This window comes from Thermoactinospora rubra (assembly GCF_002093975.1).
Lineage (GTDB): Bacteria > Actinomycetota > Actinomycetes > Streptosporangiales > Streptosporangiaceae > Nonomuraea > Nonomuraea rubra_A.
Genome location: NZ_MSZZ01000075.1, coordinates 15,027 through 36,157, shown reverse-complemented (window position 1 = coordinate 36,157; position 21,131 = coordinate 15,027). Strand labels below are relative to the sequence as shown.

Here is a 21,131-nt window from a genome sequence, read left to right as displayed (position 1 = left end):
GCTTGACAGCCCACAGCCTCTCTTAACTACCCGGCATTGAGCCTAACCCCGCGAACAGCCCCGGAAGGCGCCACGGCGGGAACGGCTAGAAGAGCGTCTGCGGGGTGGCGCCGTCCAGGACGCGGATCACGCCGAACTCGCCGTCGTAGCCGGGCTCCTTGGTCACCTCGCCACGCCGCAGCCGGCCGACCGCCTGGGCGAGCGGCGGCGACTGGGCGGCGATGTCGTCCAGCGGCACCTCGCCGAGGATCGCGAGCTCCGAGCCGAGCGCGGCCACGAGCCGCTCGGTCTCGGCGCTCGCCTTCTTGCTCTTGGCGCCGACGCCGAGGGTCTCGGCCACGAGGTCCGGCAGCGGGACGAGGTTGCGGAACCCGGCCGCGCCGCGCGGGCGCGCGCCCGCGGGCCGGTCGGCCAGGTCCTCGACCCTGCTCAGCACGCCCACCGTGAGCTTCTTGCCGCACACCGGGCAGAGGCCGCCGAGCTTGCGCGTCTCCTCCGGGTCCAGACGCACCCCGCACTTGCGGTGGCCGTCGACGTGGTACTTGCCCGCCTCCGGGAAGAACTCGATCGTGCCCTCCAGGCCCGCGCCGGTGCGCAGGGTCTTCAGGATCGCGAAGTAGTCCAGATCGGTGTCGAACACCGTCGTCTCGCGGCCGACGATGGGCGGGGAGTGGGCGTCGGAGTAGCTGACCAGGCGGTAGCCGTCCAGGGCGGAGACCCGCCAGTTCATGGCGGGGTCGCTGGACAGCCCGGTCTCCAGTGCGAAGATGTGGCCGGTCAGGTCGCCGAAGCACTCCTCCAGCGTGTCGAACCCCGACTTGGAGCCGAACACGCCGAACCACGGCGTCCAGGCGTGCGCGGGCACCAGGTAGGCGCCCTCGCCGCAGGCCAGGGTCGTCTCCAGCAGGTCGCGCGAGCTCATGCTGACGGTCGGGCGGCCGTCCACGCCCAGGTCGGCGACCTTGGCGAGGCGCCGGTTGAACTCCTCGACCTGGTCGAAGCCGGGCAGGTAGACCAGGTGGTGGATCTTGCGGGCGCGGGCGCCCTGGGAGTAGACGGTGGAGATCTCCACCGACAGCATGTACCGCACGGGCGCGGCGGCCACGCTGCCGGGGAGCGTGGCGGAGATCTCGCGGTCGAGGTCGTCCCTCAGCCGGAACAGCCCCGGCTCGGCCGGCACGAGGTCCCGGCGGAGCTGCTCCAGCCAGGCCGGGTGGGTGAAGTCGCCCGTGCCCATCAGCGTGACGCCCTTGCGCCGCGCCCACCAGGTCAGATGCTCCAGGTCGCTGTACCTGCTGCAGGCGTAGGCGTACCGGGAATGCATGTGCAGGTCGGCGTGGAAACGCACCGTGACTCTCCCGTCGCTCCGTATCCAGGGTTACCAGGTTGCCGGTGGCGCGACGCCGAAACGTCAGGACCGCCGGTTCCGGATCATGATGGCGGCGTTGAGCGCGGTGGCGAAAGCGGTCCAGGCGGTGTAGGGGAGCAGGGCCGGCCCGGCCCGCCGGTCGGCGCCGTGGCGGCGAGGTTGACGGCGAAGGACGTCCGGCTATCGGTCATCTTCATGACCTAACCCCCGGCGCTCGCCGTACACCTCGCGAGGGCCCCTAGGATCCCGCTATGACCAGCTTCGCCGACCTGGGCGCCGCCAAGTACGTGCTGCTGACGACGTTCCGCCGGGACGGCCGGGCGGTGGCCACGCCGCTGTGGGTGGTTCCCGACGGCGACGGGCTCGCGGTGTGGACGCCGGTGGACAGCGGCAAGATCAAGCGCGTGCGCCGCAACGGCCGGGTCACGGTGGCGCCCTGCGACTTCCACGGCAACGTGACCGGACAGGCCGTCGAGGGACACGCCCGGATCGGCGAGCGCGCCGACACCGACCGGGTGCGCCGCGCCCTGGGGCGCAAGTACGGCCTGACCGGCCGGCTCACGGTGTGGGGCAGCAAGCTGCGGCGCGGCGCGGACGGCACGGTGGCGATCCTGATCTCGCCCGCGACCCCGCGATGACCGGCGCCGGAGATCTCAGCGATCCGCCCCCGCCGCGGCGGGCGTCATGGCGGTGAGGCGCATGCGGCGCGACCGGCGCGTCGGCTCCAGCACGATCGTGCGGGTCGCCTCGGGCACGTGGCGCAGGTCGTGGGTGATGAGGATCGTCGTGCGCCCCGCCATCAGGCGCCTCAGCGGCTCCATGATGCGCGCCGCGGTGGCCGAGTCCAGGCCGGTCATCGGCTCGTCCAAAACGAGCACGGGAGCGTCGCGCAGCAGGGCGCGGGCGATGGCGATGCGCTGGCGCTGCCCGCCGGACAGCAGCCTACCGCGCTGCCCCAGCTCGGTGTCGTACCTGCCGGGGAGCCGGGTGATGAAGTCGTGCGCGCCGGCGAGCTTGGCGGCCTGGACGATCTCCTCGAAGGTGGCGTCGGGCCGGCCGTAGGCGATGTTGTCCCGCACGGTCCCCGAGAAGAGCAGGGTCTCCTGCTGCAGGACGGTGACGGCCTCGCGCAGCGAGGCGCGGGTGATGTCGCGGATGTCCGTGCCGTCCAGCAGGATGCGCCCGCCGGTGGGGTCGTGGAAGCGCAGCAGCAGCTTGGCCAGGGTCGACTTGCCCGCGCCGCTGGGGCCCGTGACGACGACGAGCTCGCCGGGCTCGATGCTGAAGGACACGTCGGCCAGCGTGGGCGTGGTCCGGTTCGGATAGGTGAAGGTGACGTGCTCGACGTCGATGCGGCCGAAGGGCCGTCCGGCCAGGGGCCTGGCGGCCGGGCGGTCGGTGACGCCGGGGCGGGCGCGGAGGATCTCGATCACGCGGTCGGAACCCGCCGCCGCCTCGGAGATCTCCAGGGCGAGCTGTCCCAAGCCCTGGATCGCCGGGTAGAGGTAGGCCAGGTAGGCGGCGAAGGCCAGCAGCCCGCCGATGGTGAGCCGGCCGGCCGCGATCTCCCAGGCGCCGAAGCCGAGGATGACGATCAGGCACGTGGTCTGCAGCACCTGGACGGCCGGGCTGTACAGGCCCGACAGCCACGCCTGCGTCATGTTGGCCCGCAGCCAGGCCAGGCCCTGGCGGTGCAGGTGCCCGGCCTCGGTGTCCTGGCGGTTGTAGGCCTGCACGAGGGCCTGGTTGGCCAGGCTCTCCTCGATGACGCTGTTCATCACGCCGTTGCTGAGCCGCTCGCGGCCGGCGGCGGTCCTGAATCTGGCCGCGAAGAGTTTGGAGACCACGATGAAGGCGGGGACCAGCGCGAAGGTGATCAGCGCCAGGTCCCAGCGCACGACGAACGCTGCCCCGGCGAAGAAGATCACGCTGACCACCGTGGTGAACGCCCTGACCAGCCCGGAGCCGACCAGCTCCTCGATGGCCTCGATGTCGTCGGTCAGCCTGGCCATCAGGTCGCCCAGGCGGCGCTTGGTGAAGAAGTCCGGCGAGAGCGTCTGCAGGTGCGCGAACACGCGGTTCCGCAGCCTGAGAAGCAAGCGCTCGGCGCCGAGGGCCGTGGTGTAGGTCCCGGCGAAGGAGACGAGCCCGGCGACCGCGGCCAGGCCGAGCCAGGTGAACGCGGGCGCCCAGAAGGCGCCCAGGTCGTTGCGGGTGAGGACTTGGTCGGTGATGACGGCGAACAGCCCGATCGCCGCGACCTCGCACAACGCCGCCGCGATGGCGAGGACGGCGCCGAGCGCGAACAGCTTGCGGACGCCTCGGGTGTCCGGCCAGAACTCGGCGAGGGCCTTGCGGATCGCGACCGTGGGAGCGACCTGCGTGATCGGCTCGACCGGGCTGATCTCTTCCCAGACAGGGCGCGCCCCCGTGGGCCCTGTCTGAGAAGAGAAGGAGAGCCGGCGGGTGGTCCGCCGACCCTCCATCGCTTTGCCTACCATCACCACCACCAGCGGCGACGGCAGCCGCACCTACGCCAGCCGCAACGGCGGCGCCAGCCCCAGCCGCGACGCCAGCCCCAGCCGCCGCCCCAGCCCCAGCCGTCCCAGTCGTCCCAGCCAGTGGGCGTGCCTCTTGGAGCCATGATTCCCCCCGATGAGTGAGCTGCCTGGTGCAGGAGACTCTCCTGCGTGACAAATAGGACATTAGCCCTCAAGAGGCCATATAGCTACACATAAAGGGAGTATTGGAGAGCCCTTGGCAGAGTGTCCCCGGAGAGGCATGACGGCGTGAAAAATCGATTCACCACGCCTGTAGCCGGAAAGCCTGGCCGTATCGGAAAAATAGGGCGAAATTCAACTACCGGCTCCGAGTCCGGAATCAAGGGCGAGCGCTCGGCGTTTGCCGGACACAGAGATACTTGTGACGATTTCTCGACGTTTGTCAAGCGCGGGTGGGCATACGGCGCTAAAGGCCCGCCGGCGGCCACGGGGCGAACGCCGGGCAGACGCTCGTCAAGTGGCGCTCCAGCCGTCTCCGGCCTCCCCACCACCTCGTCAACTAGATGTCATAGTAGAGAGTCAAGTCAGCGGAGGGCAAGGAGGGCGGGGGGTTCGCGTGGCCGCGAACCCCCGGAAGATCCGGTCTTGAGGCGGTCGGAAGGCCCCGTGTCAGCCGGTGGGCCCGGCGTCCGCGCGGACGACCTCCTGGTCCTGCCGTGCCTGCTCTTGCCTCTCGGCCGCCACGGGATCTCCCGGCGGATCGACCGGGTCCACCGGAACGGGCCGCGGCGTCTCCCTGAGCTCCACGCCCGCCCGCTGGGCCACCACGTCGCTCTCCCCGCCGACCCCCTCGACCGCTTCGGGAAGGTCCTTCCGCTCTTGCTCCTCGCTCGCATCCATGGCCGCCTCCTGCCCTGGCGTCCCGCCCTTATGTCGGAGGTCAAGACGCCGTCAGCACGCGGTATGGCAGGCGGATCGCCGGTGCGCCGGCCCGTACGCCTGTACTACTGCACGTAGTCGTTCTGCTCCATGGCGCGTACGGCGTCGCGTCCGCCGGGCACGTCACTCGTCGTCGAAGCCCCGGGCGGCCAGGGCCTCGCCCAGCGTGTCGGCGTGGCGGAGGGCGCCCACCACGAGCGGGACGCCGAAGGCGCGCACGCTCCACTCCACGCCCCGGGCGCGCTGCGCCTCCCGTACCCGCGTGGCCAGGCCGGAGACGACCGGCACGCTGCGTACGGCCAGCGACAGCAGAAGCGACAGCCGGACCGGATCGACGCCGGCGAGGCGCAACGGCGACAGCACCCGCTCCAGGCACGCCATGACGGCCGACGTCCTGGTGGTGACGGTGACCAGGCCGGCGAGGGCGACGGCGACGACCACGCGCAGGGTGGTGGCGACGGCCTGGGCCGGGGTGGCGAGCAGGAACTGCATGGCGAAGAGCGCGAGCGCGAACCAGCGGACGGGCCGCACCTGAGCCCAGGCGGCCGCCGCGCCCACCCCCGAGACCGCGTACAGGGCGGCCACGACGGCCGCGGCCCCGGCCAGCGCCCAGGGCGAGCTCAGCAGGACCACGACGGTGCAGCACGCCAGCAGGCCCGCCAGCTTGGCCCCGGCCGGCAGGCGGTGCAGCACGGAGTCGCCGGGAATGTAGGCGCCGGTCATGCCATGAGCTTGCGGTAGTGGCGGATGGCCTGCTCCGGCTCGTCGTCGGCCACGACGCGGCCCTCGTCGACCACGAGGACCCGGTCGAAGCCGGCCAGCAGGTCCAGGTCGTGGGTGGCGACGAGGATCCGCTGCGGGAGCGCCCGGAGGATCTCGGCGACGTGGCGGGAGTGGCGCAGGTCCAGCAGCGTGGTGGGCTCGTCCATGACCAGGATGTCGGGGTCGAGGACCAGCACCGAGCACAGGGCCAGCAGCTGCTTCTGGCCGCCGGACAGCTGGTGGGCCGGGTGGTCGGCGTGGTCCTGCAGGCCGTGTTCGGCCAGCGCCCGCCGTACCCGCCGCTCGATCTCGGCCGCGGGCAGGCCGGAGCGGCGCAGGGAGAAGGCGACGTCCTCGGCGACCGTGGGCATGACGATCTGGGCGTCGGGGTCGGTGAACACGAAGCCCACCCGGCGCCGGATCTTGGCGGCCTGGCGGCGCGTGTCCATGCCGAGCACGGTGACCGCGCCCTCGGTCGGCGTCACCAGGCCGTTCACCAGGCGGGCCAGCGTGCTCTTGCCGGACCCGTTGGCCCCTACGACGCCGACCCGCCGCTCGCGCAGCGTGGCGGTGATCCCGCGCAGCACCTCGCGGCCGCCCAGCCGTACCCGCACATCCGAGAACTCGATCACTCACACCACCTCGAACAACGCGGCCACGCCCAGCCCTCCGCCGACCGCGGCCGCCGCCAGCCCCAGTGTTCCCGATGGCGCGTGTGCTCCGACCAGCCGGGAGAACAGCCGGGTGACGACGACCGCGCCGCTGGCGCCCCACGGGTGGCCCAGCGCCAGCGAGCCGCCGTCGGCGCACACGCGGTGGTCGTCGGCGCCGAGCGGATCCAGGCCGAGCGCGTCGCAGACGGCCAGGACCTGCGCGGCGAAGGCCTCCACGATCTCGATGGCGGCCACGTCGTCCAGGCTGACGCCGGCCTTGCGCAGGACCTTGCGGACGGCGGGCACCGGTCCCCAGCCGGGCAGAGCGGGATCGCAGCCGACCACCGCGCCCGCGCGCAGCGCCAGGCCGGGCAGCCCGTGGCCGTCCGGCACGATGGCCACGGCCGCCGCGCCGTCGCTGACGGGGGAGGAGTTGCCCGCCGTGACCGTGCCGCCGGGGACGAAGGCGGCGGGCAGGCGGGACAGGGTTGCCGTGGTCAGGCGGCGGGGGCGCTGGTCGTCCACGCGGCCCTCGATCGGGACGACCTCCCGGTCGAAGCGCCCGGCGGCGCGGGCCTCCAGCGCCCTGGCGTGGCTGCGGCAGGCGTAGGCGTCCTGGCGTTCCCGGCTCACGCCGTACGCGGCGGCCAGGGCTTCGGCGGCGGGCCCCATGTCGGGGTCGGGGTATCCGTCGGGGGCGAAGGGGGCGCGCGAGTACGGCTCGGCCTGCCCGCGGCGGATGCGCAGGGGCGCGGTGGAGGCGCTCTCCACCCCGCCGGCCAGCACGAGCCCGGCCTCGCCGGCGCGGACGGCCTGCGCGCCGAGCAGGACGGCGGCCAGGCCGCTGCCGCACTGCCGGTCCACGGTGACGCCGGGCACCTCCTGGCCCAGGCCGGCGGCCAGGGCGGCGACCCTGGCGAGGTTGCCGCCGGGTCCCATGCAGTTGCCCAGCACGACGTCGTCCACCGGCAGGCCGGGGCCGTCCTTGGCCACCGCCTCCAGCACCGGGGCGGCCAGCCACTCCGCCGCGACCGTCTTGAAGGCGTGCCCGGCCGTTCCGATGGGGGTACGGCGGGCGGCGACCACGACCGGCGTCACCTCAGCCGCCACAGGCCGTCCTTCCCCGCGGCCACCCGGGCCGCGACCTGGGCGCGGGCGGGCTTGCCCGCGGGCGTGCGGGGCAGGCGGCGCATCGCGTACCAGCGCCGGGGGCGTTGGACGGGGTCGAGCCGCTCGCGCGCCACGGCATCCAGCGCCGCGCGCGACAGGGCGCCGTCCCAGCTCTCCACCACCGCCGCGACCACCTCGCCGAGCTCGGGGTGTGGCACGCCGACGACCACCGCGTCGGCCACGCCCGGCACGGCCCTGAGCACCGACTCGACGTCCTCCGGCAGGACGGTCGCGCCGCCGGTCTGGATCGCGCCGTCGCCGCGGCCCCGCACCCGCAGCGGCTCACCCGGCGTGTACGGCTCGGCCACGTCGCCCACGCTCGCCCAGCCGTCCGCGTCGCGGCGCATGGGGCCCGGGGCCCCGCCCAGGTAGCCGGCGGCCAGCCAGGGGGAGCGCGCCCAGACCTCGCCGCCGTGCCGTACCTCGATCTCGACCTCGGGGAAGGGGCGCAGCCCGCCCCCGTCGGGGTCGGCGGCCACGAACGACAGCTCGGTGGCGCCGTAGTAGGAGACGACCCTGATGCCCGCCCGGGAGGCCCGCTCCCGGACGGCGGGGTGCAGGGCCGCGCCGCCGACGATCGCGACCAGGCCGGGGCGGAGCGGACGGGCCGCCGCCGGCAGGGCGCCCAGCTGGTGGGGGACGAGGTGCACGGCGGTCACCTCCGGCCCGAGGTCGCCCGGGGACCAGCGGCCGGGCAGGACCGCCGTGGCGCCGGCGGCCAGGGCGTGCGCGGCGGCGAAGCCGTACAGGGAGGCCGTCAGCGGGCCCGGGACGAGGACGACGTCGCCGGGACCGATGCCGGTCAGGGCGTCGACGTGCGGGAAGGAGCCGGTCCACGAGGCGCGGGTGCGCACGACGGCGCGCGGCCGCCCGGTGCTGCCGGAGGTGAAGCAGGCCCACGCCAGGTCGCCGGGCCGCTGCCGGTCGACGTCGGGCCGGGCGGTACGGCACGCCGGCAGCGGCTCCTGGACCAGGCGGACGGGCCACGAAGACTCCTGGGCCGGGCGGGCCGGCCGCAGGGTGGCGAGCACGTCCGCGCGCCGGGCGGGACTCCAGGACGCGTCGCACAGCAGCGGCGTCGCCCCGGCCAGGTCGGCGGCCAGGGCGGCGACGAGCGCGTCCACCGGGTCGGGCAGGCTGATCGCGGCCAGTTCGCCGCGCCGCAGGCCGGGGGAGGCGGCCACGGCCCGCTCGGCCAGCTCGGCGTAGGTCAGCGACCGGCCGGGGCCGCGGACGGCGAGCCGGTGGGGCCGGTCTGCGGCGTGGCGCAGGACGTGGGCGGCTATCACCGCTGGGCCGCACCCGGCCTTGAGTCCTCGGCCTGCGGCGCCGCCGGAGCCACCGCCGGGTAGGCCCGCCGGACGCCGCCGGCGACCAGCGCGGCCAGCACCGCCTTGGCGACGTCGCCGGGGATGAAGGCCAGGCTGAGCAGCGCCGCCTTGCCGAGCCCGGCCCCGGTGACCGCCGCCTGCACGGGGATGCCGAGCCCGTAGATCACGCCGATGCCGCCCACCAGGCAGGCCGCCAGCAGCCGGACGAACCCGCCGCGCCCGGCCAGCCACCCCACGACCCACGCGCCGGGCAGCCACCCCAGCAGGAACCCGGCCGAGGGCCCGAAGAACACCCCCAGCCCGCCGCGCCCCCCGGCCAGCAGCGGCAGCCCCGCCGCGACCAGCACATACAGCACGAGGATCGCCAGCGCGGCCCGCCAGGGGCCGAGGATCAGGCCCGCCAGCATGACGCCGAAGGTCTGGAGCGTGATCGGTACGGCGTTGCCGAAGACGTTGAGCGCGCCCGGCAGGCCCAGCACGGCGATGAGGGCGGTGAAGACGGCAACTCTGGCCAGGTCGCCCGTGCCCAAGGTGAACGGCTTTGAACTCATGGCCCCGATTTCACACCATCTGAACAGGAAACCCGGTAGAGGGTTTCGACAACTTTCGCGCCACAGTTCTGACGGAGCCCTTCAGCGGCGCCTGAGCGTGACCGGCGGGCGTGGTTTCCCGATCTCGGGCGCGGGGGAGGTGCGTGGCGTTGGGGGGAGCAACCATGGCCTTCGAAGAGCTCAAGAAGAAGCAAAGCGTCATCTGGGGCACCGGCCCGTACGAGCGGCTGCCCGAGCACTATCAGCCGCTGATCGACCACATGGTCAGGGTGATCGGCCCCGGCCCCGGGCAGCGCGTGCTCGACGTCGCCACCGGCACGGGCGCGCTGGCCCTGCCGCTGGCCCGGGCCGGGGCGGACGTCAGCGGCTGCGACCTGGCACCCGCGCTGATCGAGACCGCCAAGCGGCTGGCCGCCCAGGAGGGGCTCGCCGTCGACTACCGCGTCGGGGACGCCGAGAGCCTGCCGTACGGCGACGCGAGCTTCGACGTGGTCACCTCCAGCATCGGCTCCATGTTCGCCCCCGACCACGCGGCGGTCGCCCGGGAGCTGGCGCGGGTGTGCCGGCCCGGCGGCCGGCTCGTGCTCGGCCACTGGAGCAGCGAGCGGGGCGTGGTCGACATGTTCAAGGTCATGGCGCCGTTCATGCCGGCGCCGCCGCCGGGGGCCGGCTCGCCGTTCCAGTGGGGCAGCCGCGAGTACGTCCAGGAGCGGCTGGGCGGCGACTTCGAGCTCGACTTCGAGGAGGGGGACGCGCCGCAGACCGGCTCGTCGGGGGAGGAGGTGTGGGAGCTGTTCTCCACCGTCTACGGCCCGACCAGGACGCTCGCCGAGTCTTTGGAGCCCGGGCGGCGTGAGGAGCTGCACCGCGCGTTCGTCGACTTCTACGAGGGGTTCCGCACCGACGGCGGGGTTCACCAGCCCAGGCCCTACCTCATCGTCAAGGGCACGAGGCGCTGACCCACGCCGCGCCGAGGACGTCGGCCGCCATCGCCCGGAGCTGGCCGGCCAGGCGGTCGGGCGGGAACAGCCACAGGCCCAGGGAGTCGGCCCCGGCGGCGAGCAGGCGCCGCAGCCGCTCCCTCACGTGGCCGGGATCGCCCGCCGCCGCGAACTCGTCGATCCAGGCGTCCTCGACGGCGAGACGCTCCCCCTCGGCCAAGGCGGCGACCCGCCGCCGGATCTCGGCGCCGTACGGCGACCGCCCCACCAGCGCCGTGTGCGCCTCCGCCGTCAGGAAGAACCCGACGGCATCCCGTACGGCATCGCGCGCCGCGCGCTCGTCGTCGGAGACCGACGCCAGGACGAAGGCCGTGACCGGCGGCGCGGGCCGTCCCGGCGGGGAGGTCACCTCCCGCGCCCAGGCCACGTAGGAAGGACCGGCGAGAACCGACAGCAGGACCCCGTCCGCCCTGGCCCCGGCGGCGCGGAGCGCGCGCTCGTTGACGGCTCCCATCCACAGCTCGGGCGGCTGCTCCGGCGCGAACTCCAGCCGGATGCCCGCGAGCTCGTGGACGCCGGCCCGGCGGTCCACCGTCGCGCCGTCCAGCAGTTCGCGCAGCACGTCGAAGGTCTCGGTGACCGCGGTCAGCGGACGGCCGGGCAGCAGCCCCATCTGCCCGAGCCAGTGCGTGTTGCCGAGCCCGACGGTGGCCCGGACCCGCCCCGGGTACGTCCTGGCCAGCCCCGCCAGCTCCATCGCGAGGATCGCGGGATGCCTCGTCATCACGCTGGCCAGCCCCAGGCCGGCGGGCACCGTGTGGGTGGCCGCGAGCAGCTGCGTGAGCCCGGACAGGCCGCCGGTGAAGAAGCAGTCCTCCGAGAACCACACCTCCCCGAAGCCGAGCCGCTCGGCCAGCGCCGCCCCCTCCGTCAGCTCCTCCGGCGGCGTGAGGCTGCCGAAGACGATCCCGATCCTGCCGATGTCCACCATGCGCTTCCCTCCACGCCCGGCACCCGCCCCTAAGCGGACGAGGTGTCCACTACGTCGCGACAACCGGACATGCCGTCCGCTTATTCCCTCGGCAGCCCGGCCCTGGCTCTGCTCGCCTTCGGGACCGGCGAGACCCCCGGGAGGGGCCGTCAGGGGAGCTCGGCGAAGCGCTCGACGTCCTGCGTGCGGCCGGAGACGATGATGACGTCGCCGTAGGTGAGCTCCGTCTCCGCCGTGGCGTAGGTGAACTCCTCATCCGGGCTCTTGACGGCCACCACGGTCACGCCGTACTTGCGCCGCAGCCCGCTCTGGCCGAGCGGGACGCCGACGAACTCCTTGGGCGGGCGGGTCTTGGCCATCGCGAAGTTCTCGTCGACCTGCATGTAGTCGAGCATCCGGCCGCTCACCAGGTGGGCCACCCGCTCTCCCATGTCGTGCTCGGGGAAGACGACATGGTGCACGCCGATGCGGCTCAGGATCCGGCCGTGCTGGCGGCTGATCGCCTTGGCCCAGATGTCCGGGATCTCCAGCTCGACCAGCAGGGACGCGGTCAGGATGCTGGCCTCCAGGTCGGTGCCGATGGCCACGACGGCGCGGTAGAAGTCCGCCACGCCGAGCTGGCGCAGCGCCTCCATGTCGGTGGAGTCGGCCTCGACGATCTGGGTGATGTGGCCGGCGAGGCTCTGCACGGTCTTGCGGCTGTTGTCGATGGCGAGCACTTCCGTGCCGCGCCGTACCAGCTCCAGAGCCAGGGAGCTGCCGAAGCGGCCCAGGCCGATGACGACGACCGGCTCGGTGTTCTTGTCAGCCAACGATCACTCGCTCCTCGGGTAGTTCGTAGCGCCGGGTCCGCTCCCGCAGGGCCAGCGCGGAGCCCAGGGTGAGGGGGCCGATGCGGCCGATGAACATCAGCAGGATCAGCAGGACGTGCCCGGGCGCGGTCGCATCGGCGGTGACGCCGACGGACAGGCCCACGGTGGCGAACGCCGAGATGGTCTCGAACAGGATCTGGTCCAGGCTGTGCGGGGTGAGCAGCATCAGCAGGTAGCTGGACAGCGCCACCAGCATGACGCCGACCAGGGTGACCACCACCACCTGGCGCTGCGCCGCCTCCGACAGCCGGCGGTGGCCGATGTTGACCCGGGACTCGCCGCGCAGCTCGGCCCAGATGATGAAGCCCAGCAGGCCGAAGGTGGTGACCTTGATGCCGCCCGCGACGCTGGCCGTGCCGCCGCCGACGAACATCAGCAGGTCCATGACCAGCCAGCTTGAGGGATACATCTGGGAGACGTCGATGCTGTTGAACCCGGCCGTGCGCATGGCGGTGGCGAAGAACGCCGCCAGCAGCTTGCCGGAATCGTCCAGGGGGGCCAGGGTGGCAGGGTTGCGCCACTCGGTGAGGAGCAGGAGCAGCGTTCCCACGCCCAGGAGGATCAGCGTCACCCACACCGTGACGCGGGTCAGGATCGACCAGCGGCTCGGGTGCCGCCAGGTCCGCGCCAGCTCGAAGACCACCGGGAACCCCAGCGAACCGATGATCACGGCGAGGGCGACGGGCAGCAGGATCCACGGGTCGGTGGCGAACCGCACCAGGCTGTCGGACCACAGGGCGAAGCCGGCGTTGTTGAACGCCGAGATCGCGTGGAAGGCCGCCAGGTAGAGCGCGCGGCCGAACGGCTCGCCGTACGTGGCCATGAAACGCGCCGTGAGCGCAACGGTGATGACCGCCTCGCAGGCCAGGCTGAACAGCACGACCCTGCGCACCACGTGCCGGACGTCGGACATGCTGAGCGCCTTGGTCTCGGCCTGCGCCAGGAGCCGGGCGCGCAGCCCGAGGCGGCCCGCGACCAGGATCGTGAACAGCGTGGCGAACGTCATGATGCCCAGCCCGCCGACCTGGATCAGCAAGGCGATCACGACCTCGCCGAACGTGGACCAGCGGGAGGCGGTGTCCGCCATGGTCAGGCCCGTCACGCACACCGCCGAGGTCGCGGTGAACAGCGCGGTCAGCACGTCGGCGGGCTCGCCGGAGGTGCTCGCGAGCGGCGAGGTCAGCAGTCCGGTGCCGGCCAGGATCGTCAGCCCGAAACCGGTGGGCGTCACCTGCGCGGGATGGTGGAACCGGTCCAGGAAGGCCGCCGTCCAGCGGCGGCGGGCAGCCGCTCTCCTCACGCCGACTCCTCTCCCTCACCCGCCGTCCCCGGTGGAACCACGCCGAAGCCCCGTCCCATGACGATATCGGTGGAGAAGTGCGGCACGATCGACCGCACCCGGACACATGCTGACAGGTGGCACGGCCGGGGACGCGCATGGGGTCGATCACATGTCGATCACATGAGGTAGCGCAGCCACAGGTACGGCGTGACCAGCGCCACCGTGACCACGGTGACGACGATCCCGTACTTGGTGAACTGCCAGAAGCTGATCGGCGTGCCGTTGCGCGCGGCGATGCCGAGGACCACCACGTTGGCCGCGGCCCCCACCGCGGTGGCGTTGCCGCCCAGGTCGGCGCCGAAGGCCAGCGCCCACCACAGCACCTGCCCGGGGCCGTCCCCGCCGGAGGCGTGCACCAGTTGCTCGACGATGGGGCTCATCGTCGCCACGTAGGGGATGTTGTCCACGATCGCCGACAGGGCGGCCGAGCCCCACAGCAGTCCCATGGTCGCCGGCCCGAGCCGGCCCCCGGTCGCCTCGACCGCGGCCTGCGAGACCTGCTCGATGACGCCGGTCTCCACCAGGGCGCCGACCATGACGAACAGCCCGGCGAAGAAGGTCAGCGTGGGCCACTCCACCTCGCGCAGCGCCTCCTCGGTGGTGACGCGGGTGGCGGCCACCAGCACCCCGGCGCCCAGCAGCGCCACCACCGACGGCTCGTAGTGCAGCACCGGATGCAGCACGAACGCCGCCATCACCACCGCGAGCACGGCCAGCGACTGCCACAGCAGCCGCCGGTCGCGGATCGCCGCCCGCTCGTTCAGCATCATGATCTCGGCGGCCCGGCCGGGGTCGTAGCGGAACGACCGGCGGAACATGACCCGGCACAGCGCGACGAAGACCACCATGAGGAGCACCACCATCGGCGCCATGTGGACCAGGAAGTCGTTGAAGGTCAGGCCGCCGCGGCTGGCGATGATGATGTTCGGCGGGTCGCCCACCAGCGTGGCGGCGCCGCCGATGTTGGAGACCATCGCCTCGGCGATGAGGAAGGGCGCCACCGGCAGCGCCAGCCGTTCGCAGACCAGGAACGTCACCGGGGCGATCAGCAGCACGGTGGTCACGTTGTCCAGCAGCGCCGAGGCCGAGCCGGTGATGACGACCAGCAGCGCCATCAGGCGGAAGGGATGGCCCCGGGCGCGCTTGGCGGCCCAGATCGCCAGGTACTCGAAGACGCCGGTCTCCTTGAGCACCCCGACGATGATCATCATGCCGAGCAGCAGGAAGACGACGTTCCAGTCGATCCCGGCGTGCTCGGAGAAGAACGCCGCCTCGGTGTCGGTGGCGTGGATGAGCAGCATGAGACCGGCGCCGCCCAGCGCCGCCGCAACGCGGTGGACCTTCTCGGTGGCGATCAGGGCGTAGGCGCCCAGGAACACCGCCACCGCCAGCCAGGCCGTCACCGTCATGCGGTCTCGCCCGGGAAGCGGACACGATGCACGCGCACGGCCGTGGAGGACCGCATCACCGGGCGCACCCCGAGCCGCGTGTCCCGGCTGGTCATGTCCGGCTTGCGGATGCGCTGGACCAGGTGCCACACGGCCTGGGCGCCCAGCAGCTCCTTGTCCGAGGCGATCGTGGTCAGCGGCGGCGAGGCGTGCGCCGCCATGGCGATGTCGTCGTAGCCGATCACGCTGACGTCCTCCGGCACCCGCAGCCCCCGGTCGCGCAGCGCGTCCAGGCCGCCCAGAGCCGACTCGTCGTTGGCGAAGAACACGGCCGTGGGCGGGGTGGGCAGCGCCAGCAGCTCCATCGTCTGCTCGTAGCCGGTGGCGGCGTCGAAGCGGCTGCGCCGTACATAACCCGGCAGGGGCCGCAGCCCGCGCTCGGCCAGCGCCCGCCGGTACCCCGCGAGCCGGTGCTCGGCCGGCAGGACGCCCTCCGGGCCGGTGACGATGGCCGGGGGAGGATCGGTGTGGCCCAGGTCGAGCAGGTGCCGGGCGGCCAGGTGGCCGCCGGTCTCGTCGTCGTGGCGGACGTGGTCCACGGGCAGGTCCGCCCCCGGGTGCTCCAGCAGGACGCACGAGACGCCCTCGGCGATGATGCGCCGCAGGTAGTCGTCGTCGCTGGCGAAGCTGAGCACGAGCAGCCCGCTCACCTGCCGCCGCTCCACGCACAGCGGCAGCCGCCCGGACGCCGGGTCGACCACCTCGTAGGCGATGGAGATGCCCAGCTCCGCGCACGCCTGCTGCGCGCCGAACAGGACCGGCGCGTAGTAGGGGTTGGCGGGGGAGAACATCTCGCTCATCCACGACACGAAGCCCACGGTGCCCACGTCGGCGGCGGGCAGGGCGGCCGCCCTGCGCTCGCGCGGCCGGTAGCCGAGCTCGGCCGCCGCCTCCAGCACGGCCGTCCTGGTCGCCTCCGTGACCCACGGCTTGCCGGCGAAGACGGCCGAGGCGGTGCCGATGGACACTCCGGCCCGCGTGGCCACGTCCTTCAACGTGGGTCGTCCCGTTGCTGCGCGCACCTGCCCTCGCTTCACTGAAGTTCAGCCAGGCTCACACGGTACGGCATGCCGTACCGCAACCGCGGCTCAGCGCGCCCAGTCCATCGGGGCGGGCGGCTCGAAGGCCGAGCTCAGCTCCACGGGCTGCCCGGTCTCGTAGGACTCGCGGACCGCGCAGAGGATCTCCACGACGTGCGCGGCCTGCCGGCCGGTGGCCCGGTGCGGGCGGCCGGTCCTGATCGCGTCGGCCAGGTCGCGCACCGCACGCCCCCACTCCACGCCCCGGTACGGCTCCCGCACCGGCTCGACCGGCGCGGGGACCTCCTGGTAGGCCCGGCTGAGGGCGAGCCCGGCGTCGAAGTCGTGCCAGCTGTCGAGCAGCAGCGCGCCGTCGTCGCCGTGGAACTCCATGCCGCGCTGCCGGGTCACGGCGTTGTTGACGTAGAAGTCGACGGTCAGCCGCAGCCGCACGCCGCCGTCGAACTCGAGGTTGGCCACGACGTAGTCGGGCGTGGTGAGGGTGAACGGCAGGCCGTTCAGCGTCGTCCGATGCGGGTGGACGATCGTGGCGTAGGCGCTGACCCTCCTGGCCGGTCCCAGCGCGGCGGTTGCGATCGTCAGCGGATAGACCCCCACGTCGAACAGCGGCCCCACCTCGTAGAAGCCGATCGGGCTGGGGTGCCAGGTCTCGATCCTGCCCCAGTTCACCTCGGCGAAGACCACGCGGACCGTCCCGATGGCGCCCTCGCGCAGCAGCTTCAACGCGGTCTGCTGCGCCTCGCCGAGGAAGGTGGCCGGAGCGGCTCCCAGGCGCAGCCCGCGGGTTTCGGCGATCTTCACCAGCTCGGCGGCCTCGGCGTGGGCGAGCGTCAGCGGCTTCTCGCTGTGCACGTGCTTGCCGGACTCCAGGCCGCGGCGCGTCACCTCGTAGTGGGCGGCGTGCGCCGTCAGGTTGACGACGATGTCCACGCCGTCGTCGGCCAGCACGTCCTCCAGCGAGGTGTAGGCGCGCACGCCGTGCCGGGCCGCCAGCTCCTCGGCCCGCTCCTGGGCGAGGTCCCACACGCCGCGCAGGCCGATCTCGGGGTAGGCGGTCAGGTTGGCGGCGTAGGCCTGCGCGATGTTGCCGCACCCCACGATCGCCACGCCGGTCACATCGGAACCCATCTCAGATCCTCCCGTCCATCCACTGGGTGAGCAGCTCGCGCGAGGCCAGCACGTCGGGGACCGGGTCGCCGAGCTCGGGTTCGTGCTCGATGCTGATCGCGCCGCCGTACCCGATGCGCCCCAGCGCCTCGACGCAGGCGCGGATCGGCACGCAGCCCTGCCCGAAGCCGACCGTCTCGTGGCCGCCGGGCGCCTTGACGTCCTTGAGGTGGACGTGGACCAGGCGATCGGCCACGGCCTCGATGGCTTCGGCCGCGTCGAAGCCGTGCGTGCCGAACCAGCCGGTGTCGAGGGCGGCGCCGATCCTCGGATGGGGGTCGCCGAGCACCGCCAGGTACTCCTCCGGGGTGCGCTCGGGGTGGTTCTCCACGCCGAGCACGAGGTCGTGCTCCTCCAGCAGGGCCAGCACCCCGGCCCGGTCGGCGGCCAGCACGGGCGCCATGCCGCCCACGACCGGCGCGCCGAGACCGGCGGCGACGCGGCACACCCGGGCGAAGTCCTCGATCGTGGCGCCCACGGACCCGGCCAGGCTCGGCACGGTGAGCCCGTGCTCGCGCAGCAGCCCGGTGGCGATCGCGATGTGCTCGTCGGTGGCCCACGGCGGATCGAGGTGCGCCATCCACACGTCCATGGCGGTGAAGCCGTGCCCCGCCACCTCGGCCGCCAGCTCGCCGAACCGCTCCGCGAAGGTGGCGAGGGGAGCGAAGCGCTCGCTGGTACGGCGATGCGCCTGGCCCCAGCCCTCCTCGGGCATGCGATAGCCGCACTCCCTGGTGACGTAGTTGGCTCCCATGAAGGAGATCGTGTTCATGGGTCCCTTTCCTGGGCGTACTGGATTTCACTGAAACATCAAGCGCAGTTTCATCGAAACTAGGTTGCTGATTTGACGGTGTCAATGGGTATTTGGCGGGATTTCGTCATGTGGAATCCCTCTTGACGGCTGCCCTGAACACGCCTAACGTCGAACGGAGAACGCTTGATTTCATTGAAATTTCAGTGCAGGAGAGCCATGCGGATCGCGCACCACATGTTCACGTGGACCAGCTGGCACGCCCAGAACGACCGGCCGCTCGACGCGGACGCGATGCTCGCGGCGATCAAGGAGGCCGGGTACGACGGCGTCGAGCTCATGAACGCCGCCGAGCACTTCGGCCCCGCGTCCGCGACGGCCGGGCGCCTGGCCGCCCACGGGCTGCAGGCGGCCGCCTACGCCTCCTTCGTCAACGCCAGGCCGGGCGACCCGCGCGGCTACCGTGCCGACCTGGACTACGCGGGCGAGCTGGGCATCACCACGATCATGGTGTGCGGCGGGTGGCTGGCCGAGCCCCGCCGTACCACCTTCGAGGAGGACTACGCCGCCTTCGGCGAGAGCCTGGCGATCGCCGTCGCCGACGCCGAGGCGCACGGGCAGACGATCGCCTTCCACCCCCACACCGGGTGCATCGTGGAGACCCACGAGGAGGTCGAACGGCTGCTCGCGCACATCCCGGACCTCAAGCTGTGCATCGACACCGGCCACCTCACCGCCGTGCGCAGCGACCCGGCCAAGGTGGCGGCCGCCTACCCCGACAAGATCGTCCACACGCACCTGAAGGACTGGAGCGTCAAGGACGGCGAGTTCGCCGAGCTGGGGATGGGCGACGCGGGGCTGGACCTGGCCGGATACCTGCGCACGCTACGCGAGATCGGCTACGGCGGCTGGTACGTCGTCGAGCGCGACAACCCGCGGGTCACCCCGGCCGAGTCGGCGCGGATCGGCCGGTCCTACCTGGCGCGGATCCTCTCGTGAGCGGTCACGCGGCCGGATCCAGGCGGTGGTCACCGCGTGGTTCCCGCCGCCGTGGCACCCGGCCGCTCAGCGGCCGGGACCGGTGAGGCGCAGCAGGAGCAGGGCGATGTCGTCGCTGTGGCCGCCAGGCGCCGGAGCCCGGGCGATCAGGTGGTCCGCCAGCTCGTCCAGCGGACGGTCGCCGGCGGCGGCCAGCTCGGCGGACAGCACGGCCAGCCCCTCGTCGATGTCCTTGCCGGGCGTCTCGACCAGGCCGTCGGTGTAGAGGGCCAGGATGGCGCCGGGCTCCAGGGACACGTCCAGGCAGGTGTAGGTCGTCTCGGGCGAGACGCCCAGCAGCATGCCGTCCGGAACCTCCAGCACCTCCACGCGGCCGCCGGGACGCCGGATCAGCGGATGCGGGTGGCCGGCCCGCGCCACGCGCGCCGTGCCGTGCGGCAGGTCCAGGTGGACGTAGGCGCAGCTGGCGAACAGGGCGCTGGACAGCTCGGTGAGCAGGTGGTTGGTGCGGGACAGCACCTCGCCCGGGTCGGCGCCCGCGGTGGCGTAGGCGCGGATCGCGGTGCGCAGCTGGCCCATGAGCGCGGCGGCGGTGACGTTGTGGCCCTGGACGTCGCCGATGACGGCCGCCGCGGTGTCGCCCGGCAGGCGGATGAGGTCGTAGAAGTCGCCGCCGATGTCCATCCCCTCGGTGCCGGGCAGGTAGCGGGCCGCGGCCTTCAGCCCGGGCACGTCCGGGAAGGCGTGGGGGAGCAGCCCCTGCTGCAGGCCGTGCGCCAGCTCCAGCGTCGCGTCGTACAGCCTGGCACGTTCCAGCGCCTGGGCGAGCAGGCCGCCCAGCGAGGTCAGGACGGCCCGCTCCTCGACGGTGAAGCGGTGCGGCTCGGCGAAGGCGATCACGCAGGTGCCCACGGGGCGGCCCGAGGCGATCAGGGGCAGCAGCGCCCAGGCGGCCATCCCGTCGTCCGGGGCGACCGCCGAGGGGTAGATGTCGTACAGCTCCTTCTCCGACTCGAAGAAGCCGGGCACGCCCGTGACCATCGTCCGCACGCTGGGCGTGGGCGCGGTCAGCGACAGCCTGCCGTACTGGTCGACGACGTGCTGCGGGAAGCCGCGATGGCCCAGGACGGCCACCCGCCCCTCGTGGGCCGTCAGGAGCGCCACCGCGTGGGCGCCGAAGGCCGGCACGATCTGGTCGGCGAGCAGGTCCACCACGTCCTGCACGCTCATGGCCTGGGTGAGCGTGCCGGCCAGGTGCAGCACGTGGTAGATGGCCCCGGCCCGGGTGGGGAGCGCCACGTCCACCGGCTGCCTGGGCGCGGGCTGGGGTTCGGAGTCGGCCGGGGCCGGGGTGATGCGCACCGTGACGCCGGAGATCGACGGGTACAGCTCGAAGGACAGCCACCGGTCCGGCGGGCGCAGCGCCACGAACGAGGTCGGCTGCTGGCTGATCATCGCCCTGCGGTAGCGGTCCTCGTACACCGGATCGTCCAGCCACGTCAGCACCGTCCACGGCTGGATGCCGAGCAGCCGCAGCGGCGACTCCCCGAGCAGCGCGGCCCCCTTGGGGCTGATGTAGGTGAGCCGGCCCCGGGCGTCCAGCGTGCAGATCCCCTCGGGCAGCCGCCCGACCATCGCGCCCAGCATCTCGGCCCGGTCGGGGACGGCCGCGGCCACCTCGTCCCTGCCGGGCGTCGCAGGGCCGGGCGGCAGGTCGCGCAGCCTGCGCGCCAGCACCGCGGCGGCGGCGGTGAGCCTGTCGCGCTCGCCGGCCGAGGGCGGGGGATAGGCGCCGGACCACACCACGAACATCGCCCCGTAGTCGTCCTCGCCCACCGACAGGGGCAGCGCGGCCAGGGAGAACTCGTACGGCAGCGCCACCGCGACGGCCGGGTAGCGGTGCGCCATCTCCTCCTCGCCCGTGATCCACACCAGCCGCCTGTCGCGCAGCGCGTCGGCCACCGGGATGGGCGCGCTCAGGCTCACCCGTTCCCACGGCTGGACGAACTCGCGGGGCAGCCCCTCCATGACCAGCAGTTCCAGCACCTGGCGCTGGGGCACCAGGCGGTAGATCGCGCCGGTGTGGGCGCCGATCTCCCGCAGGGTGTCGGCCAGGATCGAGGCCAGCGTGCCGCACCCCTCGTGCCGGGCGCCCTCGGCGGCGGGCGAAGCGGGTTCCGCCAAGGCCATCACCCCCTCCCGCTGGCGGTACCTCAGGGACGATTCCCCTCATGTGCCACGCTATCGCGCTGAACTGGACCTTCGCCGACAGTCAAGCGCCCGTGCGGGTTTGAAGGGGCGTCT

The 21,131-nt window shown here is 73.0% G+C and carries 19 protein-coding genes and 1 pseudogene; 3 read left to right on the top strand and 17 right to left on the bottom strand.

What is annotated here, in order from left to right:
- Window positions 1-85: 85 nt before the first annotated feature.
- Complete coding sequence (locus tag BSB02_RS36480) at window positions 86-1,348, bottom strand: endonuclease Q family protein (protein WP_084965571.1); 1,263 nt, start codon at window positions 1,346-1,348, stop codon at window positions 86-88.
- 63 nt (window positions 1,349-1,411) lie between these two features.
- A pseudogene (locus tag BSB02_RS43785) lies at window positions 1,412-1,501 on the bottom strand (hypothetical protein); the annotation flags it as partial.
- A gap of 119 nt (window positions 1,502-1,620) precedes the next feature.
- Between BSB02_RS43785 and BSB02_RS36470 the strand changes: the two are divergent.
- The gene (locus tag BSB02_RS36470) at window positions 1,621-2,007 is read left to right on the top strand and encodes a PPOX class F420-dependent oxidoreductase (protein WP_084965570.1); all 387 of its coding nucleotides are present in this window, start codon (window positions 1,621-1,623) and stop codon (window positions 2,005-2,007) included.
- A gap of 15 nt (window positions 2,008-2,022) precedes the next feature.
- On the opposite strand, the gene BSB02_RS36465 is transcribed toward BSB02_RS36470, so the two are convergent.
- The 7 genes from BSB02_RS36465 to BSB02_RS36435 form a co-directional block, all read right to left on the bottom strand.
- Window positions 2,023-3,855 carry an ABC transporter ATP-binding protein gene (locus BSB02_RS36465; RefSeq protein WP_240506969.1) on the bottom strand — a complete coding sequence of 611 codons (1,833 nt, stop codon included), beginning with the start codon at window positions 3,853-3,855 and terminating at the stop codon, window positions 2,023-2,025.
- Between the two features lie 684 nt (window positions 3,856-4,539).
- Window positions 4,540-4,770 (bottom strand): hypothetical protein, encoded by a 231-nt coding sequence (locus BSB02_RS36460; RefSeq protein ID WP_084965569.1) that lies wholly within the window; start codon window positions 4,768-4,770, stop codon window positions 4,540-4,542.
- 162 nt (window positions 4,771-4,932) lie between these two features.
- A complete protein-coding gene (locus BSB02_RS36455; RefSeq protein ID WP_084965568.1) occupies window positions 4,933-5,532 on the bottom strand; it encodes an energy-coupling factor transporter transmembrane component T family protein in 600 nt (199 codons plus the stop codon).
- Entirely contained in the window at window positions 5,529-6,203 is a 675-nt protein-coding gene (locus BSB02_RS36450) for an energy-coupling factor ABC transporter ATP-binding protein (RefSeq protein ID WP_084965567.1), read from the bottom strand. The genes BSB02_RS36455 and BSB02_RS36450 overlap by 4 nt, the downstream gene beginning before the upstream one ends.
- Window positions 6,204-7,334: a thiolase family protein gene (locus BSB02_RS36445; RefSeq protein ID WP_084965572.1), complete on the bottom strand. Its 1,131-nt coding sequence runs from the start codon at window positions 7,332-7,334 to the stop codon at window positions 6,204-6,206.
- Window positions 7,319-8,683: a class I adenylate-forming enzyme family protein gene (locus BSB02_RS36440; protein ID WP_084965566.1), complete on the bottom strand. Its 1,365-nt coding sequence runs from the start codon at window positions 8,681-8,683 to the stop codon at window positions 7,319-7,321. The genes BSB02_RS36445 and BSB02_RS36440 overlap by 16 nt, the downstream gene beginning before the upstream one ends.
- Window positions 8,680-9,276 (bottom strand): biotin transporter BioY, encoded by a 597-nt coding sequence (locus tag BSB02_RS36435; RefSeq protein ID WP_084965565.1) that lies wholly within the window; start codon window positions 9,274-9,276, stop codon window positions 8,680-8,682. Before BSB02_RS36435 ends, BSB02_RS36440 begins: the two co-directional genes overlap by 4 nt.
- Before the next feature lie 164 nt (window positions 9,277-9,440).
- Between BSB02_RS36435 and BSB02_RS36430 the strand changes: the two genes are divergently transcribed.
- Entirely contained in the window at window positions 9,441-10,235 is a 795-nt protein-coding gene (locus BSB02_RS36430) for a class I SAM-dependent methyltransferase (RefSeq protein ID WP_084965564.1), read from the top strand.
- Here BSB02_RS36430 and BSB02_RS36425 read toward each other — a convergent pair.
- From BSB02_RS36425 to BSB02_RS36395, 7 genes are all read right to left on the bottom strand, one after another.
- Entirely contained in the window at window positions 10,216-11,208 is a 993-nt protein-coding gene (locus tag BSB02_RS36425; RefSeq protein ID WP_084965563.1) for an LLM class flavin-dependent oxidoreductase, read from the bottom strand. The two genes, BSB02_RS36430 and BSB02_RS36425, sit on opposite strands and share 20 nt — an antisense overlap.
- A gap of 149 nt (window positions 11,209-11,357) precedes the next feature.
- Complete coding sequence (locus tag BSB02_RS36420; RefSeq protein ID WP_084965562.1) at window positions 11,358-12,020, bottom strand: potassium channel family protein; 663 nt, start codon at window positions 12,018-12,020, stop codon at window positions 11,358-11,360.
- Window positions 12,013-13,380 carry a TrkH family potassium uptake protein gene (locus tag BSB02_RS36415; protein WP_084965561.1) on the bottom strand — a complete coding sequence of 456 codons (1,368 nt, stop codon included), beginning with the start codon at window positions 13,378-13,380 and terminating at the stop codon, window positions 12,013-12,015. The genes BSB02_RS36420 and BSB02_RS36415 overlap by 8 nt, the downstream gene beginning before the upstream one ends.
- Before the next feature lie 158 nt (window positions 13,381-13,538).
- Complete coding sequence (locus tag BSB02_RS36410) at window positions 13,539-14,831, bottom strand: ArsB/NhaD family transporter (protein WP_084965560.1); 1,293 nt, start codon at window positions 14,829-14,831, stop codon at window positions 13,539-13,541.
- On the bottom strand, window positions 14,828-15,892 hold the full coding sequence (locus BSB02_RS36405; protein ID WP_158088850.1) for a LacI family DNA-binding transcriptional regulator: 1,065 nt from the start codon (window positions 15,890-15,892) through the stop codon (window positions 14,828-14,830). The genes BSB02_RS36410 and BSB02_RS36405 overlap by 4 nt, the downstream gene beginning before the upstream one ends.
- Window positions 15,893-15,958: 66 nt before the next feature.
- Complete coding sequence (locus BSB02_RS36400; protein ID WP_084965558.1) at window positions 15,959-17,038, bottom strand: Gfo/Idh/MocA family protein; 1,080 nt, start codon at window positions 17,036-17,038, stop codon at window positions 15,959-15,961.
- A 1-nt stretch (window position 17,039) separates the two neighbouring features.
- Entirely contained in the window at window positions 17,040-17,849 is an 810-nt protein-coding gene (locus BSB02_RS36395; RefSeq protein WP_084965557.1) for a sugar phosphate isomerase/epimerase family protein, read from the bottom strand.
- 198 nt (window positions 17,850-18,047) lie between these two features.
- On the opposite strand from BSB02_RS36395, the gene BSB02_RS36390 reads away from it, so the two are divergent.
- Entirely contained in the window at window positions 18,048-18,827 is a 780-nt protein-coding gene (locus BSB02_RS36390; RefSeq protein WP_084965556.1) for a sugar phosphate isomerase/epimerase family protein, read from the top strand.
- 66 nt (window positions 18,828-18,893) lie between these two features.
- On the opposite strand, the gene BSB02_RS36385 is transcribed toward BSB02_RS36390, so the two are convergent.
- A complete protein-coding gene (locus BSB02_RS36385; RefSeq protein ID WP_084965555.1) occupies window positions 18,894-21,017 on the bottom strand; it encodes a SpoIIE family protein phosphatase in 2,124 nt (707 codons plus the stop codon).
- Between the last annotated feature and the right edge of the window lie 114 nt (window positions 21,018-21,131).